The organism is Allobosea spartocytisi, from assembly GCF_014764685.1.
Classification (GTDB): Bacteria; Pseudomonadota; Alphaproteobacteria; order Rhizobiales; family Beijerinckiaceae; genus Allobosea; species Allobosea spartocytisi.
In genome coordinates this window covers 216,126-237,824 of record NZ_JACXWY010000007.1, presented here as the reverse complement: position 1 = coordinate 237,824, position 21,699 = coordinate 216,126, and the positions used below count along the sequence as shown (strand labels likewise).

The 21,699-nt window shown below is 66.8% G+C and carries 22 protein-coding genes; 6 read left to right on the top strand and 16 right to left on the bottom strand.

The window, feature by feature from the left end; translation table 11 throughout:
* Positions 1 to 2 precede the first annotated feature (2 nt).
* The 7 genes from IED13_RS14005 to IED13_RS13975 form a co-directional block, all read right to left on the bottom strand.
* The gene (locus tag IED13_RS14005; protein WP_191124526.1) at positions 3 to 1,220 is read right to left on the bottom strand and encodes a phosphopentomutase; all 1,218 of its coding nucleotides are present in this window, start codon (positions 1,218 to 1,220) and stop codon (positions 3 to 5) included.
* 2 nt (positions 1,221 to 1,222) lie between these two features.
* Positions 1,223 to 2,851, bottom strand: a complete 1,629-nt coding sequence (locus IED13_RS14000; protein ID WP_038360576.1) for an ABC transporter ATP-binding protein — start codon at positions 2,849 to 2,851, stop codon at positions 1,223 to 1,225.
* Positions 2,848 to 4,023, bottom strand: coding sequence for an ABC transporter permease (locus IED13_RS13995; protein ID WP_051987652.1), 1,176 nt, complete (start codon positions 4,021 to 4,023; stop codon positions 2,848 to 2,850). The genes IED13_RS14000 and IED13_RS13995 overlap by 4 nt, the downstream gene beginning before the upstream one ends.
* Before the next feature lie 2 nt (positions 4,024 to 4,025).
* A complete protein-coding gene (locus tag IED13_RS13990; RefSeq protein WP_038360579.1) occupies positions 4,026 to 5,114 on the bottom strand; it encodes a microcin C ABC transporter permease YejB in 1,089 nt (362 codons plus the stop codon).
* A 4-nt stretch (positions 5,115 to 5,118) separates the two neighbouring features.
* Positions 5,119 to 5,523: a DUF4260 domain-containing protein gene (locus IED13_RS13985; protein WP_112763044.1), complete on the bottom strand. Its 405-nt coding sequence runs from the start codon at positions 5,521 to 5,523 to the stop codon at positions 5,119 to 5,121.
* Positions 5,523 to 7,385, bottom strand: coding sequence for an extracellular solute-binding protein (locus tag IED13_RS13980; RefSeq protein WP_191124566.1), 1,863 nt, complete (start codon positions 7,383 to 7,385; stop codon positions 5,523 to 5,525). Before IED13_RS13980 ends, IED13_RS13985 begins: the two co-directional genes overlap by 1 nt.
* 174 nt (positions 7,386 to 7,559) lie before the next feature.
* On the bottom strand, positions 7,560 to 8,075 hold the full coding sequence (locus tag IED13_RS13975) for a c-type cytochrome (protein ID WP_191124525.1): 516 nt from the start codon (positions 8,073 to 8,075) through the stop codon (positions 7,560 to 7,562).
* A 204-nt stretch (positions 8,076 to 8,279) separates the two neighbouring features.
* On the opposite strand from IED13_RS13975, the gene IED13_RS13970 reads away from it, so the two are divergent.
* The 3 genes from IED13_RS13970 to IED13_RS13960 all read left to right on the top strand — a co-directional run bounded on the left by IED13_RS13970 (position 8,280) and on the right by IED13_RS13960 (position 10,935).
* Positions 8,280 to 9,014, top strand: coding sequence for a 3-deoxy-manno-octulosonate cytidylyltransferase (locus IED13_RS13970; protein ID WP_191124524.1), 735 nt, complete (start codon positions 8,280 to 8,282; stop codon positions 9,012 to 9,014).
* A 75-nt stretch (positions 9,015 to 9,089) separates the two neighbouring features.
* Positions 9,090 to 9,944 carry a prephenate dehydratase gene (locus tag IED13_RS13965; protein ID WP_038360590.1) on the top strand — a complete coding sequence of 285 codons (855 nt, stop codon included), beginning with the start codon at positions 9,090 to 9,092 and terminating at the stop codon, positions 9,942 to 9,944.
* A gap of 97 nt (positions 9,945 to 10,041) precedes the next feature.
* Entirely contained in the window at positions 10,042 to 10,935 is an 894-nt protein-coding gene (locus tag IED13_RS13960; RefSeq protein WP_191124523.1) for a protein-L-isoaspartate O-methyltransferase family protein, read from the top strand.
* Positions 10,936 to 10,971: 36 nt separating this feature from the next.
* Here the strand turns inward: IED13_RS13960 and IED13_RS13955 are convergent, their stop codons facing one another.
* The 6 genes from IED13_RS13955 to mmsB all read right to left on the bottom strand — a co-directional run bounded on the left by IED13_RS13955 (position 10,972) and on the right by mmsB (position 15,721).
* Positions 10,972 to 11,277, bottom strand: a complete 306-nt coding sequence (locus IED13_RS13955; RefSeq protein ID WP_133562488.1) for a DUF6295 family protein — start codon at positions 11,275 to 11,277, stop codon at positions 10,972 to 10,974.
* A 115-nt stretch (positions 11,278 to 11,392) separates the two neighbouring features.
* Positions 11,393 to 12,139, bottom strand: a complete 747-nt coding sequence (locus IED13_RS13950; protein WP_208112866.1) for a dienelactone hydrolase family protein — start codon at positions 12,137 to 12,139, stop codon at positions 11,393 to 11,395.
* 75 nt (positions 12,140 to 12,214) lie between these two features.
* Positions 12,215 to 12,616 (bottom strand): oxalurate catabolism protein HpxZ, encoded by a 402-nt coding sequence (hpxZ, locus tag IED13_RS13945; protein WP_260368418.1) that lies wholly within the window; start codon positions 12,614 to 12,616, stop codon positions 12,215 to 12,217.
* Complete coding sequence (locus tag IED13_RS13940) at positions 12,613 to 13,791, bottom strand: amidase (RefSeq protein WP_191124522.1); 1,179 nt, start codon at positions 13,789 to 13,791, stop codon at positions 12,613 to 12,615. The genes hpxZ and IED13_RS13940 overlap by 4 nt, the downstream gene beginning before the upstream one ends.
* Before the next feature lie 42 nt (positions 13,792 to 13,833).
* A complete protein-coding gene (nudC, locus tag IED13_RS13935) occupies positions 13,834 to 14,790 on the bottom strand; it encodes an NAD(+) diphosphatase (protein WP_191124521.1) in 957 nt (318 codons plus the stop codon).
* A gap of 43 nt (positions 14,791 to 14,833) precedes the next feature.
* Complete coding sequence (gene mmsB, locus IED13_RS13930; RefSeq protein ID WP_038360605.1) at positions 14,834 to 15,721, bottom strand: 3-hydroxyisobutyrate dehydrogenase; 888 nt, start codon at positions 15,719 to 15,721, stop codon at positions 14,834 to 14,836.
* Positions 15,722 to 15,780: 59 nt separating this feature from the next.
* Here mmsB and IED13_RS13925 point away from each other — a divergent pair, with 59 nt between their 5' ends.
* Together IED13_RS13925 and IED13_RS13920 are read left to right on the top strand one after the other, a co-directional pair.
* A complete protein-coding gene (locus IED13_RS13925) occupies positions 15,781 to 16,059 on the top strand; it encodes a type II toxin-antitoxin system RelE/ParE family toxin (protein ID WP_191124520.1) in 279 nt (92 codons plus the stop codon).
* Positions 16,060 to 16,093: 34 nt separating this feature from the next.
* Positions 16,094 to 16,378 (top strand): HigA family addiction module antitoxin, encoded by a 285-nt coding sequence (locus IED13_RS13920; RefSeq protein WP_260368419.1) that lies wholly within the window; start codon positions 16,094 to 16,096, stop codon positions 16,376 to 16,378.
* 3 nt (positions 16,379 to 16,381) lie between these two features.
* Here IED13_RS13920 and IED13_RS13915 read toward each other — a convergent pair whose 3' ends face one another.
* Together IED13_RS13915 and IED13_RS13910 are read right to left on the bottom strand one after the other, a co-directional pair.
* The gene (locus IED13_RS13915) at positions 16,382 to 17,536 is read right to left on the bottom strand and encodes an isobutyryl-CoA dehydrogenase (protein WP_191124518.1); all 1,155 of its coding nucleotides are present in this window, start codon (positions 17,534 to 17,536) and stop codon (positions 16,382 to 16,384) included.
* A gap of 222 nt (positions 17,537 to 17,758) precedes the next feature.
* Complete coding sequence (locus IED13_RS13910) at positions 17,759 to 19,255, bottom strand: CoA-acylating methylmalonate-semialdehyde dehydrogenase (protein WP_191124517.1); 1,497 nt, start codon at positions 19,253 to 19,255, stop codon at positions 17,759 to 17,761.
* Between the two features lie 123 nt (positions 19,256 to 19,378).
* Between IED13_RS13910 and IED13_RS13905 the strand changes: the two genes are divergently transcribed.
* Positions 19,379 to 20,308, top strand: a complete 930-nt coding sequence (locus tag IED13_RS13905; RefSeq protein ID WP_248312577.1) for a LysR family transcriptional regulator — start codon at positions 19,379 to 19,381, stop codon at positions 20,306 to 20,308.
* Between the two features lie 21 nt (positions 20,309 to 20,329).
* On the opposite strand, the gene IED13_RS13900 is transcribed toward IED13_RS13905, so the two are convergent.
* On the bottom strand, positions 20,330 to 21,640 hold the full coding sequence (locus tag IED13_RS13900; RefSeq protein WP_051987655.1) for a GGDEF domain-containing response regulator: 1,311 nt from the start codon (positions 21,638 to 21,640) through the stop codon (positions 20,330 to 20,332).
* Positions 21,641 to 21,699 lie beyond the last annotated feature (59 nt).

The following is a 21,699-nucleotide window of genomic DNA, read 5'->3' as shown; positions in this document are numbered from 1 at the left end:
CCCTACCAGTGACGGCCGGGTCCGACCGGCCCGATCCCGAGCCAGATTCCGAGGCTGGCGGCGATGTCGGCGAAGCTCTCGCGCCGCCCGAGCGGCGTGCGCGGGATACCGGGGCCGAAGGCGAGGATCGGCACATGCTCGCGGGTATGATCCGTGCCGGGCCAGGTCGGATCATTGCCATGGTCGGCGGTGATCACGGCGATGTCGCCAGGGCGCAGCGCCGCTTCCAGATGGGGCACCAGCCGGTCGAAGGCTTCCAGCGCGGCGGCATAGCCGGGCACGTCGCGGCGATGGCCGAACTCGGTGTCGAAATCGACGAGGTTGACGAAGCAGAAGCCGCCATCGGGCAGCCCGTCCCAGGCTTCGAGCGCCGCCTCGACCATCGCGGCGTTGCCGAAGGGCTTGATCTCCACGCCGGTTGCGCGGTGGGCGAAGATGTCGCCGATCTTGCCGACGGTGACGATGGGCCGCGCCAGCGCCGCGAGCCGGTCGAGGATCGTCTCCTGCGGCGGCGGGATGGCGAAGTCCTTGCGGTTTCCGGTGCGGGTGAAGCCCTCTTCCGGCGAACCGGTGAAGGGCCGGGCGATGACGCGGCCGATCCTGAGCGGATCGACCAGCGTGCGGACCGTCCTGCAAAGCGCGTAGAGCCGGTCGAGACCGAAATGCTCCTCATGCGCCGCGATCTGCAGCACGGAGTCGACCGAGGTGTAGCAGATCGGCTTGCCCGTCCGGATATGCTCTGCCGCGAGCTCATCGATGATCGCGACGCCGGAGGCATGCCTGTTGCCGAGGATGCCGGGCAGGGAGCCTTCCTTGACGATTCCAGCGACCAGTTCGGCCGGGAAGGAGTTCTCCAGCGCGGTGAAATAGCCCCAGCGGAAGCTCACCGGGCAGCCGGCGATCTCCCAATGGCCGGAGGGGGTGTCCTTGCCCTGGCTGACCTCGACGCCGTAGCCCCAGCGCCCTTGCGGCTGGGCCGGCTTGGCGACGCCGGCGAGCGGGCGGCCCGTCGAGGCCTCGCAGGCATGGGCGAGGCCGAGGCGGAACAGGTTCGGCAGGTTCAGCGGCCCGCTGCGCAGCCCCTCCCGGTCGCCGCGCCCTTCCGCGCAGGCCTGCGCGATATGGCCGAGCGTGTCGGAGCCCGCATCGCCATAGGCGCCCGCGTCCTCGGCTGCGCCGCAGCCGACCGAATCCAGCACGATGAGCAGCGCGCGCGCCATGCTCACTCCCTGACGGCGTCGCCGCCGGCCGGCTCGAGATTGAGCGCGGCGGCGAGCAGCGCCTGCGTATAGGCCTCGCGCGGCCGGGCGAAGACCTCCTCGGCCGGGCCCTCCTCGACGACCTTGCCGTTCTGCATCACGACGAGCCGGTGCGAGAGCGCCCTGACCACCTTGAGATCATGGCTGATGAAAAGATAGCCCAGCTTGCGCTTCGCCTGCAGCCCGCGCAGCAGATCGACGATCTGCGCCTGCACGGACATGTCGAGCGCCGAGGTCGGCTCGTCCAGCACCACGAATTTGGGATCGAGCGCCATGGCCCGCGCAATCGCGATGCGCTGGCGCTGGCCGCCGGAGAACTCGTGTGGGTAGCGATCCATCGCCGCCGGATCCAAGCCCACATCGGCGAGCGCCTGCGCCACGATCTCGCGGCGCTGGGCATAGGAGAGGCCCTGCTGCTGCACGCCGAGCCCTTCGGCGACGATCTCGGCCACGGACATGCGCGGCGAGAGCGAGCCATAGGGGTCCTGGAAGACCACCTGCAGGTCCTTGCGCTTGGGGCGAACCTGCTTGCTCGACAGCCCGTCGATGCGGTCGCCGAGGAAGACGATCGGCCCCTCGGAGGAGATGAGCCTGAGGATCGCGAGCCCGAGCGTGGTCTTGCCCGAGCCGGACTCGCCGACGACGCCGAGCGTCTCGCCCTCGCGCACCTTCACGGAAATGCCGTCGACCGCCTTCACATGACCGGTGACGCGGCGCAGGAAGCCCGACTTGATCGGGAACCAGATCTTCATCGGCCCGGCTTCGAGCAGCGTTGCCGCGTCGGGTGCGATCGGTTCGGGCCGCCCCTTCGGCTCGGCCGCCAGCAGGCGCTTCGTATAGGCGTGCTGCGGGTTGGCGAAGATCTCCGCGACCGGACCTTCCTCGACGACCTTGCCCTTCAGCATCACCACGACGCGGTCGGCGATGCGCCTGACGATGCCGAGATCATGGGTGATGAACAGCATGGCCATGCCGAGCCGGCCCTGGAGCTCCTTGAGCAGCTTCAGGATCTGCGCCTGCACGGTGACGTCGAGCGCGGTGGTCGGCTCGTCGGCGATCAGCAGATCGGGCTCGTTGGCGAGCGCCATGGCGATCATCACGCGCTGGCGCTGCCCGCCGGAGAGCTGGTGGGGATAGGCGCCGAGCCGGCTTTCCGCATCGCGGATTCCGACGAGGCTCAGCAGTTCGAGCGTGCGGGCGCGCGCCTTCTCGCCGCGCAGGCCCTTATGCAGTTCGAGGATCTCGCCGATCTGCTTCTCGATGCTGTGCAGCGGATTGAGCGAGGTCATCGGCTCCTGGAACACCATGGTGATGTCGTTGCCGCGCACCTTGCGCATCGCGTCCTCGTCGGCCGCGATCAGGTCCTGCCCCTTGAACAGCACCTTGCCGGAAGGGTGATGCGCCGCCGGATAGTTCAGGAGCTTCAGGATCGACAGCGCCGAGACCGACTTGCCCGAGCCGGATTCGCCGACGATCGCCAGCGTCTCGCCCTTGGAGACCTGGAAGGAGACATGGTCGACCGCGAGCGTGTCCCTGCCGCCCTGGCGGAAGGCGACGGAGAGCTCTTCGACGGAGAGGAGAGGGGCCGTCATGCGAAGGTCTTCCGCGGGTCGAAGGCGTCGCGGACCGCTTCGCCGATGAAGATCAGCAGCGACAGCATCAGCGCGATCACGGCGAAGCCGGACAAGCCCAGCCAGGGCGCCTGGAGATTGGCCTTGCCCTGCGCCAGCAACTCACCGAGCGAGGGCGAGCCCGGCGGCAGGCCGAAGCCGAGGAAGTCGAGCGAGGTCAGCGTCGTGATCGAGCCGTTCAGGATGAAGGGCAGGAAGGTCAGCGTCGCCACCATCGCGTTGGGCAGGAGGTGGCGGATCATGATCGTGCGGTTGGACAAGCCCAGTGCCCGCGCCGCCCTGACATATTCGAAGTTGCGCGCCCGCAGGAATTCGGCGCGGACGACGCCGACCAGCGAAACCCAGGAGAACAGCAGGAGGATGCCGAGCAGCACGAAGAAGCCCGGCGTGATGATCGCTGCCACGATGATCAGCAGATAGAGCGCCGGTATCGAGGTCCAGATCTCGATCAGCCTCTGGAAGATCAGATCCGTCCAGCCGCCGAAATAGCCTTGCACCGCGCCGGCCGCGATGCCGATCACCGAGGAGAAGGCGCAGAGGATCAGTCCGAACAGCACGGAGATGCGGAAGCCGTAGATCAATCGCGCAACGACATCGCGGCCCTGGTCGTCGGTGCCGAGCCAGTTCCATTCGAGGTCGCGGCAGGTCGCCCCGCCATTGCGCTCCGCGATCGGCTTGCATTGCTCGTCCTTGAGCAGCCAGGTCGGCGGGGCCGGGGCAGGGACGGGCAGGTCGAGATTGTTGGTGTTGTAGCTGTAGCGGATCGGCGGCCAGATCGCGAAGCCATGCGCCGCGATCTCCTTGGCGATCACCGGATCGCGATAATCCGTCGTGGCGAGGAAGCCGCCGAATTTCTCCTCGGGATAGGTCACCGCGACCGGGAACAGCCACTCGCCCTTGTAGCGGACGAGCAACGGCCGGTCATTGGCGATGAATTCGGCGAAGAGTGACAACACGAACAGCGCCAGGAACAGCCAGAACGACCACCAGCCACGCTTGTTGGCCTTGAAATTGTTGAGCCGGCGCCGGTTGATCGGCGTCAGCTTGAGCCAGCCTTCATTCGCCTCGACCGGCGCGAGCGGCGCGTCGCTGCGGAGAGAGGGCGGCGGGACATCGAGCAGCGTGTCACTCATCCCTAGCTCTCCCGCGTCTCGAAATCGATGCGGGGGTCGACCCAGCTATAGGTCAGGTCGGTGATGAGATGCACGACGAGGCCGATCAGCGAGAAGATGTAGAGATTGGCGAAGACAACCGGATAGTCGCGGTTGACGATGGCTTCAAACGAGAGAAGCCCGAGCCCGTCGAGCGAGAAGATCGTCTCGATCAGCAGCGAGCCGGCGAAGAGCGCGCTGACGAAGGCGCCCGGAAAGCCCGCGATGACGATCAGCATCGCATTGCGGAAGACGTGGCCGTAGAGCACGCCGCGCTCGGTCAGGCCCTTCATCCGCGCGGTCAGGACGTATTGCTTCCTGATCTCGTCGAGGAAGGAGTTCTTGGTCAGAAGCGTCGAGGTCGCGAAGGCGCCGAGCGCCATCGCCGTCACCGGCAGGCAGATATGCCAGAGATAGTCCTTCACCTTGCCGATCAGGGAGAGGTCGCTCCAGTTGTCGGAGGTCAGCCCGCGGAGCGGGAAGATCTGCCAGAAGGAGCCGCCGGCGAAGAGCACGATCAGCAGGATCGCGAAGAGGAAGCTCGGGATCGCATAGCCGACGATGACGACCGCGCTCGTCCAGGTGTCGAAGCGCGAGCCCTCCTTCACCGCCTTGCGGATGCCGAGGGGGATCGAGATCATGTAGGAGAGCAGCGTCATCCACAGGCCGAGCGAGATCGAGACCGGCAGCTTCTCCTTGATGAGCTGGAGCACCGGCGCGCCCCGGAAGTATGAGCGGCCGAAATCGAAGCGGGCATAGTCGGTCAGCATCTTCCAGAAGCGTTCGGGCGCCGGCTTGTCGAAGCCGAACTGCTTCTCCAGCTCCTTGATGAAGGCGGGGTCGAGGCCCTGCGCGCCGCGATAGGCTGATGCCTCGCCGCCATGGGCGCCGGCATCGCCGCCCTGGCCGCCGCCGACGCGGTCGGCCGCGCCGCTATTGGGGTTCTGGAGCTGCGAGATCACGCGCTCGACCGGTCCGCCCGGCGCGAACTGTACAATGGTAAAAGCGACCAGCAGGATGCCGAACAGGGTCGGCACCATCAGGGCGAGACGCCGGGCGATATAGCTCAGCATTCGCTCACTGCGCCTTTCCGGGCTGGCCGATGGTTCCCAGATGCGTGTGGTTGAACGCGCTCGAATATTTCAAGCCGTAGCCGAGTGCCCTGTCGAGGGTGATGTGAGCTGCCCAGATCAAAGCGAGGGCGAGCGCGAGGGAGGCTTGGACACCCCAACCGATGACCGCGAGAAGGACCGGCCAGAGCAGCGTGTGCCCGGCATTGTAGAGCACCGCGCCGAAACGCGGTCCGGCGAGATAGCCCAGCATTGTCAGATCGGGCGCCAGGATCAGGCTGCCGAACAGCCACCATGAGGCCCCCGACTTGTGAAACAGCCAGATGCAGAGCAGGCCGAGCGCGAGCCCTTCCAACCGCAGCAGCAGGCGCGGCGCGCCTTGAACCTGGCCGACGGAGAACGGTGCGGTCATCACGCCTTCCCGATCCGCTTGGCCTTCTCGGCGTCGTACCACCAGGTTCCCGGAGCGCCGGAGCTGAATTTCGGCTTGGTCTGCGGCCGGTCGAACATATCCCAATGGGCGAGCCAGACCTCGTCGTTCCACCACATCGGGATCCAGTAGCGGCCGGCGCGAAGCAGCCGGTCGAGGCATTTCGCGGCGGTGACGGCGTCGGCATAGCTATGCGCCTGGCCGATCTTCTCGATCATCGCATCGACCGCCGGGTCGCTGATGCCGTTCTGGTTGCGCGAGCCGCGCGTCTTGGCCGCTTCCGAGCCATAAACGATGCGCAGCGTGTCACTCGGAATGGCGCTGCCGCTGAGCGCGCGGGTGATGATGTCGAAATCGAACTCGTCGAGGCGGCGCTGATACTGGGCCGGGTCGACGAAGCGCGAGGTGGCATTGATGCCGAGCCGCTTGAGATTCGCCTGGAAGGGCTGGGTATGCGGCTGCAGCGCCGGGTTCGAATCGAGGAACTCGATCTCGAAGGGCTGCCCGTTCGGCAGCTTGAGCACATTGCCGTCGCGCTTGCAGCCGGCGGCGCGCAGCATCTCGTCGGCCTTGCGCAGCAGGTTGCGGTCGCTGCCCGAGCCGTCCGAGACCGGCGGCAGCCAGGGCTCGCCGAAGACTTCGTCCGGCACCTTGCCGCGCCAGGGCTCGAGCAGCGCGAGCTCCGCGGGCGAGGGCTTGCCGACGGCCTTCGAATCCGAGTTCTCGAAATAGGAGGTCAGCCGCTCGTAGAAGCCGAACATGATGTTCTTGCGCGTCCACTCGAAGTCGAATGCGAGGCCCAGCGCTTCGCGGACGCGCGGATCGGCGAATTTCTCGCGGCGCAGATTATAGATCCAGCCTTGCGAGGCCACCGGTTCCGTCCGCGGCAGGGACTCCTTCCTGACCTTGCCCTCCTTCAGCGCCGGGAAGTCGTATCCGGTCGCCCAGATGCGTGAGGTGAACTCCTCCTGGAAGGTGATGACGCCGCTCTTGAAGCCCTCGAACGCCACCTGCCGGTCGCGGAAATATTCCCAGCGCACCCGGTCGAAATTATTGGTGCCGACATTCACCGGCAGATCCTTGCCCCAGTAATCCGGCAGGCGCTCGAACTCGATGAAGCGGCCTTGCTCGAAGCGCCCGACCTTGTAGGGGCCGGAACCGAGCGGCGCTTCCAGCGTCGCGGCGGTGAAATCCCGCGTCGACCAGTATTTTTCGGAGAAGACCGGCAGGCTTGCGACGACCAGATGCAGGTCGCGGCTGCGCTTCGGCGACAACTGCACGATGGCGATGTCGTCACCCTCGGCGCTGGCCGAGACCATCTCGTTCAGCGTCAGCCGGTATGAGGGGTGGCCCTTCTCCTTGAGGATGTTGAGCGAGAAGGCGACATCCTTCGCCGTGACGCGCGAACCGTCCTGGAATTTCGCCTCGGGCCTGAGGCGGAAGCGATAGGTCAGCCTGTCGACGGAGACCGCGACGCTCTTGGCCAGGAGTCCATAGAGCGAGCCCGGCTCGTCGCCCGAACCGGCCATCAGGCTGTCGAAGCAGGCATCCATGCCGGCCGCACCGTCGCCCTGCAGCACGAAGGTGTTGAGCGTGTTGAAGGTGTCGAAGCTCTGGTTGCCGCCGGCCTGCTTGATCTGCAGGGTCAGCGTGCCGCCTTTCGGCGCCTGCGGGTTCACATAGGGGAAATGTGGGAAATCCGGCGGCAGGCCGAGCTCGCCGAAGGTCGAGAGCCCGTGCGATTCGGCTTCCTGTGCGAGCACCGTCCCGGACAGTTCCGGCAAAGCGGCCGTTGCCGCCATGACGCCTCCGGCTTCGAGCAGCCTGCGGCGTGTGATGCGCATCGCCATCGTCTCGCGTCTCCTTCTCCGATTCGCCTGTTCCTTGTCGCCCGTAGGCGCCGGAACGGCAATGGCGGTGATTATCGCCATGGTGAAGGCGGGAGCAGGGCACCGCAAGCAAAAGCCGGGCGTTAAGCCCGGCTCGGAAGGGTCAGCGAGAGGTGAGATCGAAACCGATCACTTCAACGTGCTGAGATAGGCGATCACGTCGGCGCGGGTCTGGGGATTGCTGATGCCGGCGAAGGACATCGCGGTGCCCGCGACATAGGCCTTCGGGTTCTTCAGGAAGTGGTCGAGCCCGTCGGCATCCCAGGTCTTGTCGTTGCGGCCTTTCATCGCAGCCGAGTAGCCGAAGCCCTCGACGGTGCCCTCGTTGCGGCCGACGACGCCGAAGAGATGCGGGCCGACCTTGTTGGGGCCGCCCTTCTCGAAGGTGTGGCAGGCCTTGCAGGCGGCGGTCGCCTTCTCGCCCTTGGCCGGGTCGGCCTTGGCGAGGCGGTCGGCGATCGGCGGATCTTCCACGGCCGCGGGAGCGGCGCCGCCGGCGGAGGCCGGCTCGGCGGTGGGAAGGTCGTAGCCCGGCACGGCCGGCTTATGCGGCGTGAAGGCGATTCCGGCGACCATCTGGAGACCCATCACCGCGAGGAGCGTGGACAGAACCGCGCCGGCGATCTTGTTGGCTTCGATATTCATCGTATCCGAACCCTGGACCCTCCGCGGCCGAGGCGCGGGAGACGAGATAGAGCCTTAGCCGAAGTCTTCAACGCCTCCAGCCTCGGATGCTGCTTAACCGCTTTGCGCGCCCGATTGCAACTCGTATAAGCGCGCTTCGTTTTGAGACCTTTCGACGCTGCTTCCCGTCCCGAAGCGGCATCCCAGCCGGACCCGCCGCCGATCATGCCGAATCCGCTGATTCTGATCCCCGCCCGCATGCAGTCGACCCGCCTGCCGGGTAAGCCGCTCGCCGACATCCATGGCGAGCCGATGATCGTGCATGTCTGGCGCCGTGCGATGGAGACGGGGCTCGGACCCGTCGTGGTCGCCACCGACACGCCCGAGATCGTCGCGGCTGTGGAAAAAGCGGGCGGCCGCGCCGCCCTGACGCGCTCCGATCATCCCTCCGGCTCCGACCGCATCAAGGAGGCCGCCGACATCGTCGATCCGCAGGGCCGCCATGACGTCATCGTCAACGTCCAGGGCGACCTGCCGACCATCGACCCGCACGTGATCATCGCCTCGGTGGCGCCGCTGGAGGATCCCGCGGTCGACATCGTTACGCTGGCCGCCGTGATCACGCGCGAGGAGGAGAAGACCGAGTCCAGCGTGGTCAAGGCGATCGGCAGCGAGATCGGCCCCGGCCGGATGCGGGCGCTCTATTTCACCCGCGTCACCGCGCCGGGCGGGGAGGGGCCGCTCTATCATCATATCGGCCTCTACACCTATCGCCGCAGCGCGCTCGACCGCTTCGTCTCGCTGCCGCCTTCACCGCTGGAGAAGCGCGAGCGCCTCGAGCAGTTGCGCGCGGTCGAGGACGGCATGCGCATCGACATCATCGTCGTCGACGATGTGCCGCTCGGCGTCGACACGCCCCATGATCTCGATCGCGCCCGCGCGATCCTGAAGTCCCGCTAAAGCCGTTCCAGCGAAGCCGCATCGCGGCTTCGCTGGAACGGCGAAGACAAGAAGCTGAGGAGCCTGAGAGACCCCATGTCCTTCGTCGTGTCCTATCAGGGTGAGCCCGGAGCCTTCTCCTCTCAGGCGGCTCTCCAGGTGTTTCCGGATTGCGAACTCCTGCCCTGTCCCACCTTCGAGGACGCGCTCTCAGCCGTCAGCGACGGCAAGGCCCGCTACGGCATGATCCCGATCGACAATTCGATCGCCGGCCGCGTCGCCGACATCCATCATCTGCTGCCGCGCTCGGGCCTGCACATCATCGGCGAGCATTTCCTGCCGATCCGCTTCCATCTGATGGGCGTCGAGGGCGCGACGCTGGCGACGGTCAAGGTGGTGCAGAGCCATATCCATGCGCTCGGCCAGTGCCGCAAGATTATCCGCAAGCTCGGCCTCAAGGCCGAGGTCGCGGCTGATACGGCCGGTTCCGCCCGGCAGGTGGCCGAGACCGGCGACGTGACGCGCGCCGCCATCGCCCCGCGCATCGCGGCGGAGGTCTACGGCCTCAACATCCTGATGGAGGACATCGAGGACGAGAAGCACAACACCACCCGCTTCGTCGTGCTCTCCAAATATCCGGAATATGCCCGCCAGGGCGCGGGGAAGACCGTGACGACGCTGATGTTCCGCGTCCGCAACATCCCGGCCGCGCTCTACAAGGCGATGGGCGGCTTCGCCACCAACGGCATCAACATGACCAAGCTCGAGAGCTACATGGTCGACGGCCTGTTCGCCGCCACGATGTTCTACGCCGATGTCGAGGGCCACCCGGACGACCCGGCGCTGCGGCGTGCGCTCGATGAACTCTCCTACTTCTCCAAGGAGATGAAGATCATGGGCGTCTATCCGGCGAGCGATTTCCGCTCGACCATCGAAGAGCCGGCGGAGTAGCGGCCGCGTGGCAGCGGATCGGTTGCTGTCGCCACGCGGCGATTGATCCGCGTCTCCGAAGCGATACCGTCAGGTGGCGGCGCATTTGGAGGCGAGCATGGCAGATGAGCGATCGGCAACCGCCGAGGTGCAGCGGATTGCGAAGCTGCGGGCTTTCTTCGCGCGCTACGTGGCGTATACGGGCGCCGTTCGCGATCCGCGCATCGAAGCCGCCTTCGCATCCGTGCCCCGCGAGCCCTTTGCCGGGCCGGGGCCGTGGTTCATCCGCGTCGCCAGCCCGTGGAGGCGGGGTCCCGAGCGCTCCGGCTATATCGAGACGCCGGATGCCGATCCCGCCTTTCTTTATCAGGATGTCCTGATCGCGCTCGATCCGGCGCGGGGTATCAATATCGGCGAGCCCAGCCTGCATGCGCGCTGCCTCGACTGCGTCGGCGTCCTGCCGGGCGAAACCGTCCTGCAGATCGGTGCGGGGAGCGGCTATTACACGGCGATCCTCGCCACGCTCGCTGGCCCCGAAGGTCGGGTCTACGCCTACGAGATCGACCCCGCGCTGGCCGAGAGGGCGACGAGCAATCTCGGCCCTTGGCCGCAGGCGAAGGTGATGGCCCGATCCGGGACGACCGATCCCCTCCCGAAGGCCGACATCGTCTATGTGAATGCCGGGATCAGCCACCCCAGTGTCAACTGGCTCGAAGCCTTGCACCCGGGCGGCCGGTTGCTGTTCCCGCTACAGGCCGAGACGACGCGCGGTGGAATGCTTCTCGTGGAGAAACCACAGGATGATGGATCGTCCTGGCCTGCTCGCTTCATCTCGCGGGCGAGTTTCATCGCATGCCAGACCGAGCAGAACGCCGAGCTCGGCCGCGATCTGGTGGCCGCCTTCCAGCGGGGCGATATCGAGAGCGTGCAGTCGATCCGCTTCGATGGAGAGCCCGACGACAGTTGCTGGCTCGAAGCAGGGAGCTGGTGGCTCTCGACCGCTCCGCCCTGAATGCAGCGGCGGAAAAACCAGGCGGAAACAACCGCCTCAGGCCGCCCTGACCAAACTCGCCGGCGCGCCCTTGCCGCGCACCTCTGCCTCCTCGAATTCCGCCTCGGCAATCGCCCGCCCCAGCGCCGCATGCAGCGCCTTCGCGGTCTCGAGCGTCAATTCGACGCCGGCCCGCGCGCCGACATCGAGCGAAGCGTTGATGAAGTCCAGCGTGACGACATCCGCCAGCGGCGCGTGGCGGGCATGGTCATAGGCGACGACGGCCTGGGTCAGCGAAAACCAGTCATCGCCGCGCTTGGCCATGCCCTCGACCGGGACGATCTCGACAATCGACGTGCACATGATGGGCCTCCGATAGGAGCATTTTCGAGCGAAGTGGATACCGGTTCGCGTGAAGAAAATGCGAAAAACAAAAAGGTAAGATATTCCCGCGTTTTCGGAGAAACGCGGGAATATCTTACGACAGATGCTTTCCGAAGAACGCGAAGATCTTGCCCCAGGCGTCCATCGCCTGCTCGGGCCGGTAGATCGGGCGATTCCAGTAGAAGAAGCCGTGGCCGGCGCCGTCATAGCGGTGGAACTCGTAAGCCTTGCCGTGCTTCTTCAGCTCCGCCTCGTGCTGGTTCACCTGCTCTGGGCTCGGCGCGCGGTCCTCGTTGCCGAAGATGCCGATGAGCGGGCAGGACAAGCCCTCGGTCAGCGTGATCGGCGAGACCGGCGTCTTGGCGTTGAGATCCTCCGGCGCCATCACGACACGCCCGCCCCAGAGCTCCGCGCAGGCGTCGACGTCGTGCTTCTGGCAGGCATAGAGGAAAGCGTGCCGGCCGCCCGAGCAGGAGCCGAAGAGACCGACCTTGCCGTTGTGCTCCTTGAGCGCCCGCACCCATTTCACTGCGCCCTCGGTGTCGCCGATGACCTGCGCGTCGGGAACGCCGCCCTCGGCACGCACCCTGGCCGCGACATCGTCCGGATTGCCGGCGCCGGCCCGCTCGTAGAGATTGGCACAGATCGCGATGTAGCCGTGATGCGCGAAGCGCCGCGTCGTCTCGATATAGATTTCGCTCCAGCCCGGCAGATGATGGATCAGCACCACGGCCGGAAAGGGTCCCGGCCCCTCGGGCTTCGCGACATAGGCGGTGATCGGATCGCCCTTGTCTCCGCCGATGGTGATGTTCGTGCAGGTCATGCCCCGGTAGAATGACATCGGTGATCCTCCAGCAGTTCCGATCGGCACAGGAAACGCGGTCTTCAAGCCATCTTCATGACGCCGCCATGCGTCTCACCAGGGGCGCGGCTCCATCGTCGAGACATGGGCGGAGACGACCTTCCAGCCCAGATCGGGAAAGCGCACCCAGCTCTGGCTCTGGCGCCCGATGACGTCGCGGCCCCGGACCTTGAACTCCAGGTTCACGGTGGCGAGGTCGCGGCCGAGCGTCAGGATTTCCAGCCTGATCCGCTTCTCCTTGATGCCCGGTCCCGGCGGGCGGGCGACGCGGTGCGCGTGGATCTCGGAAAAGCCATAGCCGTTCTCGCCGAGAGCGTAGCGGATGGTGTGCGGGCTGTCCCAGAAGGTCGCGTCGAGAATGTCCACGTTCTTATCGATCAGCGCCTGTTCATAGGCCTCGAAGAGCGCGCTGATCTCGGCGACCACGTCGGGCAGGTTCGGGGTCAGGTCGGTCACGCCGCATTCTCCATGGCTTTGGCGACGGCGATCAGGCTGGCATCGCTGTCGCGCGCGCCGATGATGGACAGGCCGACAGGCGCCCCGTCGACGGTGGCACCCGGCAGGCTGACCTGCGGATGGCCCGCCAGGCCGCCTTGTGCGCAGAGGCAGGTGATGCGGTCGCGCAGCGGTTGAAGCTCCGGCAGGGACAGGCCGCGCAACGGCGCGGGGAACGGCGTCGTCGGCAGGCAGAGGATCGTTCCGGCCGGCAGGAGATAGCGCAGCCGCGCCCGCGCCTCCTCGCGCATCAGCGCGGCCCAGTTGCGCTCGCTCGCCGGAATCTGCGAGCCGGCGATCAGTCCGGCGGCGACGCTGAAGGCCATGCGCGGATTGTGCTGCTCTATCCAGGGCTTGAAGGTCTGCCAGGCTTCGGCCGGTTGCAAGCTGCGCTGGGCCCGCGCCCAGACCGAGAGCCCCTGCGGCGCCATGATCTCTTCACGCGGCGGCGAACCGACGATCCGCGCCAGCCGCTCGACCATGGGCTGCAAGGCGGCGGCGACCTCCGGGTCGGCGAAGCCGAAGGCGTCCACGGCGATGAGGAGCTTCGTCGGCAAACGACCTGGTTCCTCGCCCAGCATCACTTTGCCGACGCGCGCGAAGGTCGCCGCGTCGCGTGCGAACCATCCGGCGGTGTCGGAGCTCGGCGCCTGCGGCATCAGCCCGGCGAGGTCGAGCCGGCCATGCGTCGGCCGGATGCCGTAGAGGCCGCAGAAGCTCGCCGGCACGCGCATCGAGCCGCCCGTATCGGTTCCGAGAGCGGTATCGCACAGGCCGGCGGCGACGGCGGCGGCCGAGCCGGAGGAGGAGCCGCCCGGCACGCGCTCGGGTGCGGCGCTGTTGAGCGGCGTCCCGTCGAAGGCGCTCTCGCCGAGGATGCCGAGCGACACCTCGTCGGTGATCGTCTTGCCGACCAGTTCGGCGCCGGCGTCGAGCAGCCTCTGCACGGCCCAGGCATGGCGTTCGGGCACGGGGTTGGCCCGGGCCCAGTCGTGATTGCCGCCGCCGGTCGGTATCCCCGCGACATCGAACAGATCCTTGGCCGCGAAGGTCAGGCCCGAGAGCGGCAGGCCCGGCTTGCCGGGAATCCGGGCTCGCGGGCCCGGTACGAAGGCGTTGACGGGGTCCGTCGACATCAAGGCTCCGAAAAGGCTGTTCGTTCGTCGCGACGCTAGGCCCTAGACCCGCTCGCCCTCCAGGGCCCAGGCCCGGAGCAGCGTGTTGGCGATGGCGATATGCTGCGGGCAGGCGAGGCCGTTCGGATGGGTGCCGTTCAGCATCTGCAGCACCTCCTCGCGCGGGAACCAGCGGCCTTCCTCGAGCTCGGTCATGTCGAGGGTGATCTCGTCGCCCAACGCCTCGGCGATGCAGCCGAGCATGATCGAGGACGGGAAGGGCCAGGGCTGCGAGGCGAGGTAGCGGACCGGGCCGACCCTTAGTCCCGCTTCCTCCCAGCTCTCGCGGCGCACCGCGTCTTCCATCGTTTCGCCCGGCTCGACGAAGCCCGCGATGCAGGAATACATGCCCGGCGCGAAGCGCGCCTGACGTGCCAGCAGGCATTTGTCGCCACGCGTCACCAGCATGATCACGACCGGGTCGGTGCGCGGGAAATGCATCGCCCCGCAGACGCTGCATTCGCGCCGCCAGCCGGACGCCGCCGCCTTGGTTGGCCCGCCGCACTGCGCGCAGAAGCGGTGGCGCGCATGCCAGTCGAGCACGGCCTTGGCCTCGCCGAGCGGCCCGACCTCGTCCTCGGGAACGAGCCGCTTTAACGCGACCGAGCGCAGATCCGTCACGACGAGCTCGGGGCGCTCCTTCAGGGTCTCGGCCAGGGCCCGATCAAGCAGCCGCCCGAAGCGCGGCGAGCCGTCCTCGGCCATGCCGAGGAAGATCTCCTCCTGCGCCGGGCCGAGCATTTCGGTCTCGCCATGGCTGAACCAGACCGAGAGCGTCTCGCCCTCGATTCGGTTGAGGATCGGCGTCTCGCCCGCCACGGCGGCGATCAGCGTGTCCGAACGGTGGCGCAGCGCGGTCACCGCATCCGGCTTGTTCCGCAAATCCTCGCGCCGGTCGAGCCGGTTGACCGCGAAGCCGGTGAGAGAGGAGCGTTCGCGGCGGAGGGGCGTGTCGTTCATGGGTCCGTCCTAGACCCGCGACACCCTGCCGCGCAAGCGTCTCTCACGCCTCTCCGCGACCGCGCAAAAGATGGATGATCCCGGAGAAATCCGTGCCGCCTTCGCCCCAGGCATTGTGCAGGCCGAAGAGCTGCGCCGCCGCCGCGCCCAGCGGGGTCGAAGCGCCCACCGCCTGTGCCGCTTCCTGCGACAATTTCAGGTCTTTCAGCATCAGCGCCGAGGCGAAGCCGGGCTTGTAGTCGTTGTTGGCGGGCGAGGTCGGCACCGGCCCCGGCACCGGACAATAGGTCGTGAGCGACCAGCACTGGCCGGACGAGGTCGAGGCGACGTCGAACAGTGCCTGATGCGAAAGCCCGAGCTTCTCGGCCAGCACGAAAGCCTCGGAGACGCCGATCATCGAGATGCCGAGGATCATGTTGTTGCAGATCTTCGCGGCCTGCCCGTTTCCGGCGCCGCCGCAATGCACGATCTTGCGGCCCATCTTGGCGAGGATGGGCTCGCCCTTGTCGAACGCTTCCGCCGTGCCGCCGACCATGAAGGTCAGCGTCGCGCCCTTGGCGCCGCCCGTGCCGCCCGAGACCGGGGCATCGAGCGAGAGGCAACCGCGCTCGGCCGCCAGCGCATGCGCCTTGCGGGCGCTGTCGACGTCGATGGTCGAGGAATCGATCAGCAGTGTACCGGGCTTAACCGCCGGCAGGATGTCCGCCCAGACCGAGAGCACATGCTTGCCGGCCGGCAGCATGGTGACGACGATCTCGGCATCCGCGACGGCCTCCTTGGCGGAGGCTGCGATACCGACGCCGAGCTCGGCGGCCGCATGGCGCGATGCCTCGACGAGATCGAAGGCTTTGACGCTGTGCCCGGCCTTGACGAGGTTGCCGGCCATCGGGCCGCCCATATTGCCGAGGCCGATGAAGGCGATGCTGGTCATGTCGCGTTTCCTCCCATTCCTGTTGACGGAATACTTATCGCGGAATAGTCTGTTGTCTCATGATCCGATCGTTCGCGCAGCGCGAAGCCGAGCTTCTGTTCAACGACAGGCCGGTCAAGCGTTTCGCGGCAATTGAACGCATCATCCGCCGGAAGCTTTTGATGCTCCACGCCGCTGCGAAGCTGGACGATTTGCGTGTTCCGCCGGGTAACAGGCTGGAAGCTCTTCGCGGAGATCGCGCGGGACAGCACTCGATCCGGGTGAACGATCAGTGGCGGGTCTGCTTTGTCTGGAGGGATGGGGAGGCGCATGATGTCGAGATCGTCGACTGCCATTGATCCACGAGTCGGCGAGGCTTCCGATGAGAGCCCGTTGGCTGCGGTTCCTCCCGGGGAAATCCTGCTGGAGGAGTTCATGAAGCCGCTCGGCGTCAGCCAGAACCGGCTCGCGCGTGACATCGACGCGCCGGTGAGCCGCATCGCCGGCATCGTCAAGGGCGGGCGGGCGATCACGGCTGACACCGCGTTGCGTCTTGCGCAGTTTTTCGGAACATCGCCGGAGATGTGGCTGACGCTGCAGAGCGACTACGATCTGCGCCTCGCCCGGCAAGCTGCCGGCCGCGAGATCGAGAAGCGCGTGAGACCGCTCGCCGCATAGGCGTCAATTCCCCTTCGCGCGTCCCACCAGCCCGCGCGCGACGATCATCCGCATCACCTCGTTGGTGCCTTCGAGGATCTGGTGGACGCGCAGGTCGCGGACGATCTTCTCGATGCCGTAATCGGCCAGATAACCGTAGCCGCCATGGATCTGCAGCGCGTCATTGGCGACCTCGAAACCGGTATCGGTGGCGATGCGCTTGGCCATGGCGCAGAGCTTCGTCGCATCCGGCGTCTTGGCATCGAGCGCCGCGGCGGCACGCCAGAGCAGGGTGCGCGCTGCCTCCAGCTCGGTTGCCATGTCGGCGAGCTTGAACTGCAGCGCCTGGAAATCGGCGATGGCCGAGCCGAAGGCCTTGCGCTCCTTGGCATAGGCGATGGCCTTGTCGAGCGCTCCTTGCGCGCCGCCGATCGAGCAGGCGCCGATATTGAGCCGCCCGCCATCGAGGCCGGCCATGGCGATCTTGAAGCCGATGCCTTCCGGGCCGAGCCGGTTCGCTACCGGCACGCGGCAGTTCTCGAAGATCACCGCCCGTGTCGGCTGGGCGTTCCAGCCCATCTTCTTCTCATTGGCGCCGAAGGAGAGGCCGGGTGTGCCCTTCTCGACCACGATGGTCGAGATGCCCCCGGGGCCGGCCTCGCCGGTGCGGGCCATCACGACATAGATGTCGGAAACCCCGGCGCCGGAGATGAACTGCTTCTGTCCGTCGAGCACGTAATGGTCGCCGTCGAGCACCGCCTTGGTCTTCAGAGCGGCCGCGTCCGAGCCGGCGCCGGGCTCGGTCAGGCAATAGCTCGCCAGATGCTCCATCGTGCAGAGCTTCGGCAGGAGGCGCCGGCGCTGCTCGTCGGAGCCGTAGCGGTCGATCATCCAGGCGCACATGTTGTGGATCGAGATATAGGCCGCGACCGTCGGGCAGCCGGTCGAGAGCGCCTCGAAGATCAGCGCCGCATCGAGCCGGGTCAGGCCGGAGCCGCCGACATCGTCCTGGATGTAGATGCCGCCCATGCCGAGCGCGGCGGCGGCGCGCATCTCCTCGACCGGGAAATGCTTCTCCTCGTCCCAGCGCATGGCGTGGGGGGCGAGTGTCTCGGCGGCGAATTCCTGCGCCATGTCGCGGATGGCGATCTGGTCTTCGGTGAGAGCGAAGGCGTTCATGGCTGGCCCTCCTGATCAGTGAGATAGTCCCGCGGCGCAGGCGCGCGCAATCGCGACGAAAGGCCGGGCCTGTTCGCGTCGGATCGGGATGGGGAAGGGCGGCCGGCAGATCGCGATGCGCCGGCAGCATTCATGGCAGGTCGAGCCGCGCCAGCGGAGGCCGGAAGCGACGTTACGAGGGTCCGCAGCGTTCGCTCCATGGCCCCCTCCGTCGGCGCTACCTCAGTTCATCGTCGGAATGACGAAGCTCGCACCGTCCTTGATGCCGCTCGGCCAGCGCGCCGTCACCGTCTTGGTCTTGGTGTAGAAGCGGATCGAATCCGGGCCGTGCTGGTTGAGGTCGCCGAAGGCCGAGCGCTTCCAGCCGCCGAAGGTGTAATAGGCCAGCGGCACCGGGATCGGCACGTTGATGCCGATCATGCCGACCTGCACCTTCGAGGCGAAGTCGCGCGCGGCGTCGCCGTCGCGGGTGAAGATCGCGGTGCCGTTGCCGTATTCGTGGTCGTTGGTGAGCTTCAGTGCCTCGTCATAGCTGTCGGCCCGGACGACCGCGAGCACCGGCCCGAAGATCTCTTCCTTGTAGATGCGCATGTCCTTGGTGACGTTGTCGAACAGGCAGCCGCCGACATAGAAGCCGTTCTCGTAGCCCTGCATCTTGAAGCCGCGGCCGTCGACGACGAGCTTGGCGCCTTCCTCGACGCCGATATCGACATAGTTCTTGATCTTCTCCATCGCCGCCTTGGTGACGACCGGGCCGTAATCGGCGGTGACATCGGTCGAGGGGCCGACCTTGAGGCTCTCGACGCGCGGGATCAGGCGCTTGACCAGCTCGTCGGCTGTGGCCTTGCCGACGGGCACCGCGACCGAGATCGCCATGCAGCGCTCGCCGGCCGAGCCGTAGCCGGCGCCGATCAGCGCGTCGACGGCCTGGTCCATATCGGCGTCGGGCATGATGACCATGTGGTTCTTGGCGCCGCCGAAGCACTGCACGCGCTTACCGTTCGCGCAGCCCCGGGCGTAGATGTACTCCGCGATCGGGGTCGAGCCGACGAAGCCGACGGCTTTGATCTCGGGATGGTCGAGGATGGCGTCGACCGCTTCCTTGTCACCATTGACGACATTGAGGATGCCGGGAGGGCCGCCGGCCTCGATGAAGAGTTCGGCGAGGCGCATCGGCACGCCGGGATCGCGCTCCGAGGGCTTCAGGATGAAGGCGTTGCCGCAGGCGATCGCGGGGCCGAGCTTCCAGAGCGGGATCATCGCCGGGAAGTTGAACGGGGTGATGCCGGCGACCACGCCGAGCGGCTGGCGCAGCGAATAGATGTCGATGCCGGGGCCGGCACCGTCGGTGAACTCGCCCTTCATCAGGTTGGGCGCGCCGAGCGAGAATTCCACGACCTCGACGCCGCGCTGGATGTCGCCCTTGGCGTCGGGAATGGTCTTGCCATGCTCGCGGGCGAGCAGTTCGGCCAGCTCGTCGTTGTTCTGGGCGATCAGGTCGAGGAACTTCATCAGCACGCGGGCGCGGCGCTGCGGATTGGTCGCCGCCCATTTCGGCTGCGCTTCGGCTGCGTTCCTGACGGCCGCGTCGAGTTCGGCCGCGGAGGCGAGCGCGACCTTGCCGATCACGCTGCCGTCCATCGGCTGGAAGATGTCGGAGGACCGTCCCGAGGTGCCGGCGACCTGCTTGCCGCCGATGAAATGTCCGACCTGACGCATGGCGCCCTCCCTACGAATTGGTGGTGTGGTGATCGTGACAACTCACTACCATTCTCGTTTGCGCACGGCTATAGCGAGCATGGAACGCCTGTCGTGCAAAAACACAAATATGAGGAGGGAGGCTTGGAGCGCTTCGACTGGGACGATCTCCGCTTCTTTCTGGCGGTGGCCCGCTCCGGCCGGCTGACCGCCGCCGCGCGCCGGCTCGGCGCCGACCATGCCACCGTCTCGCGCCGCATCACCTCGCTGGAGGAGGCGCTGAAGGCGAAGCTCTTCGAGCGTCGTCCGCAGGGCTACACGCTGACGGCGCATGGCGAGCGGCTGCTCGCCAAGGCGGAGACGATGGAGACCGAGGCGCTCGCCATCCAGAGCGATATCGGCGGCGCCGACATGGCCTTGTCCGGCACGGTCAGGATCGGCGCGCCGGACGGCTTCGGCACCGCCTTCCTGGCGCCGCGCCTCGCGGCCTTCGCGAAATCCTATCCGGGGCTGGAGATCCAGCTCATCGCCATGCCCCGCCTGCTCTCGCTGTCGAAGCGCGAGGCCGATGTCGCGATCACGCTCGCCCCGCCGAAGGAGGGCAAGGTGGTGGCGCGCAAGCTCGCCGATTATCGCCTCGGTCTCTACGCCGCGCCGGGTTATCTCAGAGATATGCCCTCGGTGACGAAGCCGGACGACCTCTTCGAGCACCGTATCATCGGCTATATCGACGACCTGATCTTCTCGCCTGAGCTCGACTATCTCGACGAGGTCGCCAAGGGCCTGCGCGCCCATGTCCAGAGCTCGAGCGTCATCGCCCAGATGAACGCGGTCGTCGCCGGTGCCGGCATCGGCATCATCCATCATTTCATGGCGGAGAACGACCCGCGGCTCGTGCCGGTGCTGCCCGAGACGGTGCAGATCACCCGCTCCTTCTGGCTGCTCGTCCATGCCGATCTCAAGGACGTCGCCCGTGTCCGCGCCATCGTCGACTTCGTCGTGCGCGAAGCCAAGGCGTCGCGCGCGCTTCTGATGGGCGAGCCGAGACAGGAGCCGCGCGCGGCGGCGGAGTAGCCGGCTGCGCGCGAGCCTGCCCTAGCTTCTTTGAGCGGCGGCGCAGACCCGGTTCCGGCCGGCCTGCTTGGCCGTATAGAGCGCCTGGTCGGCCCGGCCGAGGCTGGCATCGAGACGCTCGGAGGCGCCGATCTCGGTGACGCCGATCGAGACGGTGAGCGCCAAGGTCTCGCCTCCCAGCAGCAGCGCTTCGCGGGCGATCTCCTCGCGGATCGTTTCCGAGAGCCGCAGGGCTTCCGCAAGATCCGCGCCCCGGAACAGGATCGCGAATTCCTCGCCGCCGACGCGCGCCAGCAGATTGGTGCCGCCCTCGGCCAGACGGCTGAGATTCCGCGCAACCGCATCGAGCACCCTGTCGCCGCCGTCATGGCCGTGGCGGTCGTTCAGCTGCTTGAAATGGTCGATGTCGAGCAGCGCGATCGAGGCCGGCAACCCGGCCTGCCGGGCCGTCTCGACCAGAGCCGGCCCCTGCTCGAAGAAATGGCGCCGGTTGAACAGGTTGGTGAGATAGTCCCGTGCGGCCAGCTCCTGCAGCCGCTTGAGCTGCGTCAGCGTCTCGACATTCGAGGCGATGCGGCATTGCAGCTCTTCCAGGACGAAGGGGCGCGCGACGAAGTCATGCGCTCCGGCCTTGAGGAAGCCGGCGGAGGTCTTCCGGTCGGTCGAGGAGGAGATCCCGATGAGGCGGACATTGGGATGGCTCCGCCGGATTTTGCGAGCCAGCTCGAAGCCGTCCATGTCCGGCATGTAATAGTCGCTGACGACGAGCTCCAGGTCAGGATGGGCGTCGAGCAGGGCGAGCGCTTCCGCGCCCGAGCCGGCCTCGACCACGACATATTGCTGGATCGACAGCATGCGGGCGAGCACCTTGCGGGTGGTGCGGGTGTCGTCCACGACGAGGATGCGCGTGTTGCGGTTGTCGAGCGCGCGTTTCACCGTGCCGACGAGGTTCGGAAGGGCGAACTCGTTGTCCTTCAGAACGTAGTCGATGACCTCCCGCTCCATGATCCGTCCGCGCGTGGCGAGATCGAAGGTCGCGGTGAAGACGACGGTCGGGATGCCGTGGGCGACGGTCCAGTCGAGCGCTTCGCCGCGCGGCGCGTCCGGCAGGTTGAGGTCGACCACCGCGATCGCATAGGCGCCGGGTGCCGCGACGATCAGCTCGCTGAGGTCCTTGAGCGAGGCGCAGGTCGTGACGGGCAGCCCGGTCTCCGCCTCGAGGAACTGACGCAAGGCGATCGCGAATGTCCGCGAATCTTCGATGACGAGGATGCCGCGCTCGTCTTTCCCGGGTTTATCATCGGCAAGAGCCGCCGTAGATGGAGCATTCATGCTCCATCTACGGCGCTGTCAGGCTTAATTTTCCGTGACGTTCCGCCCGCGGTCTCAGG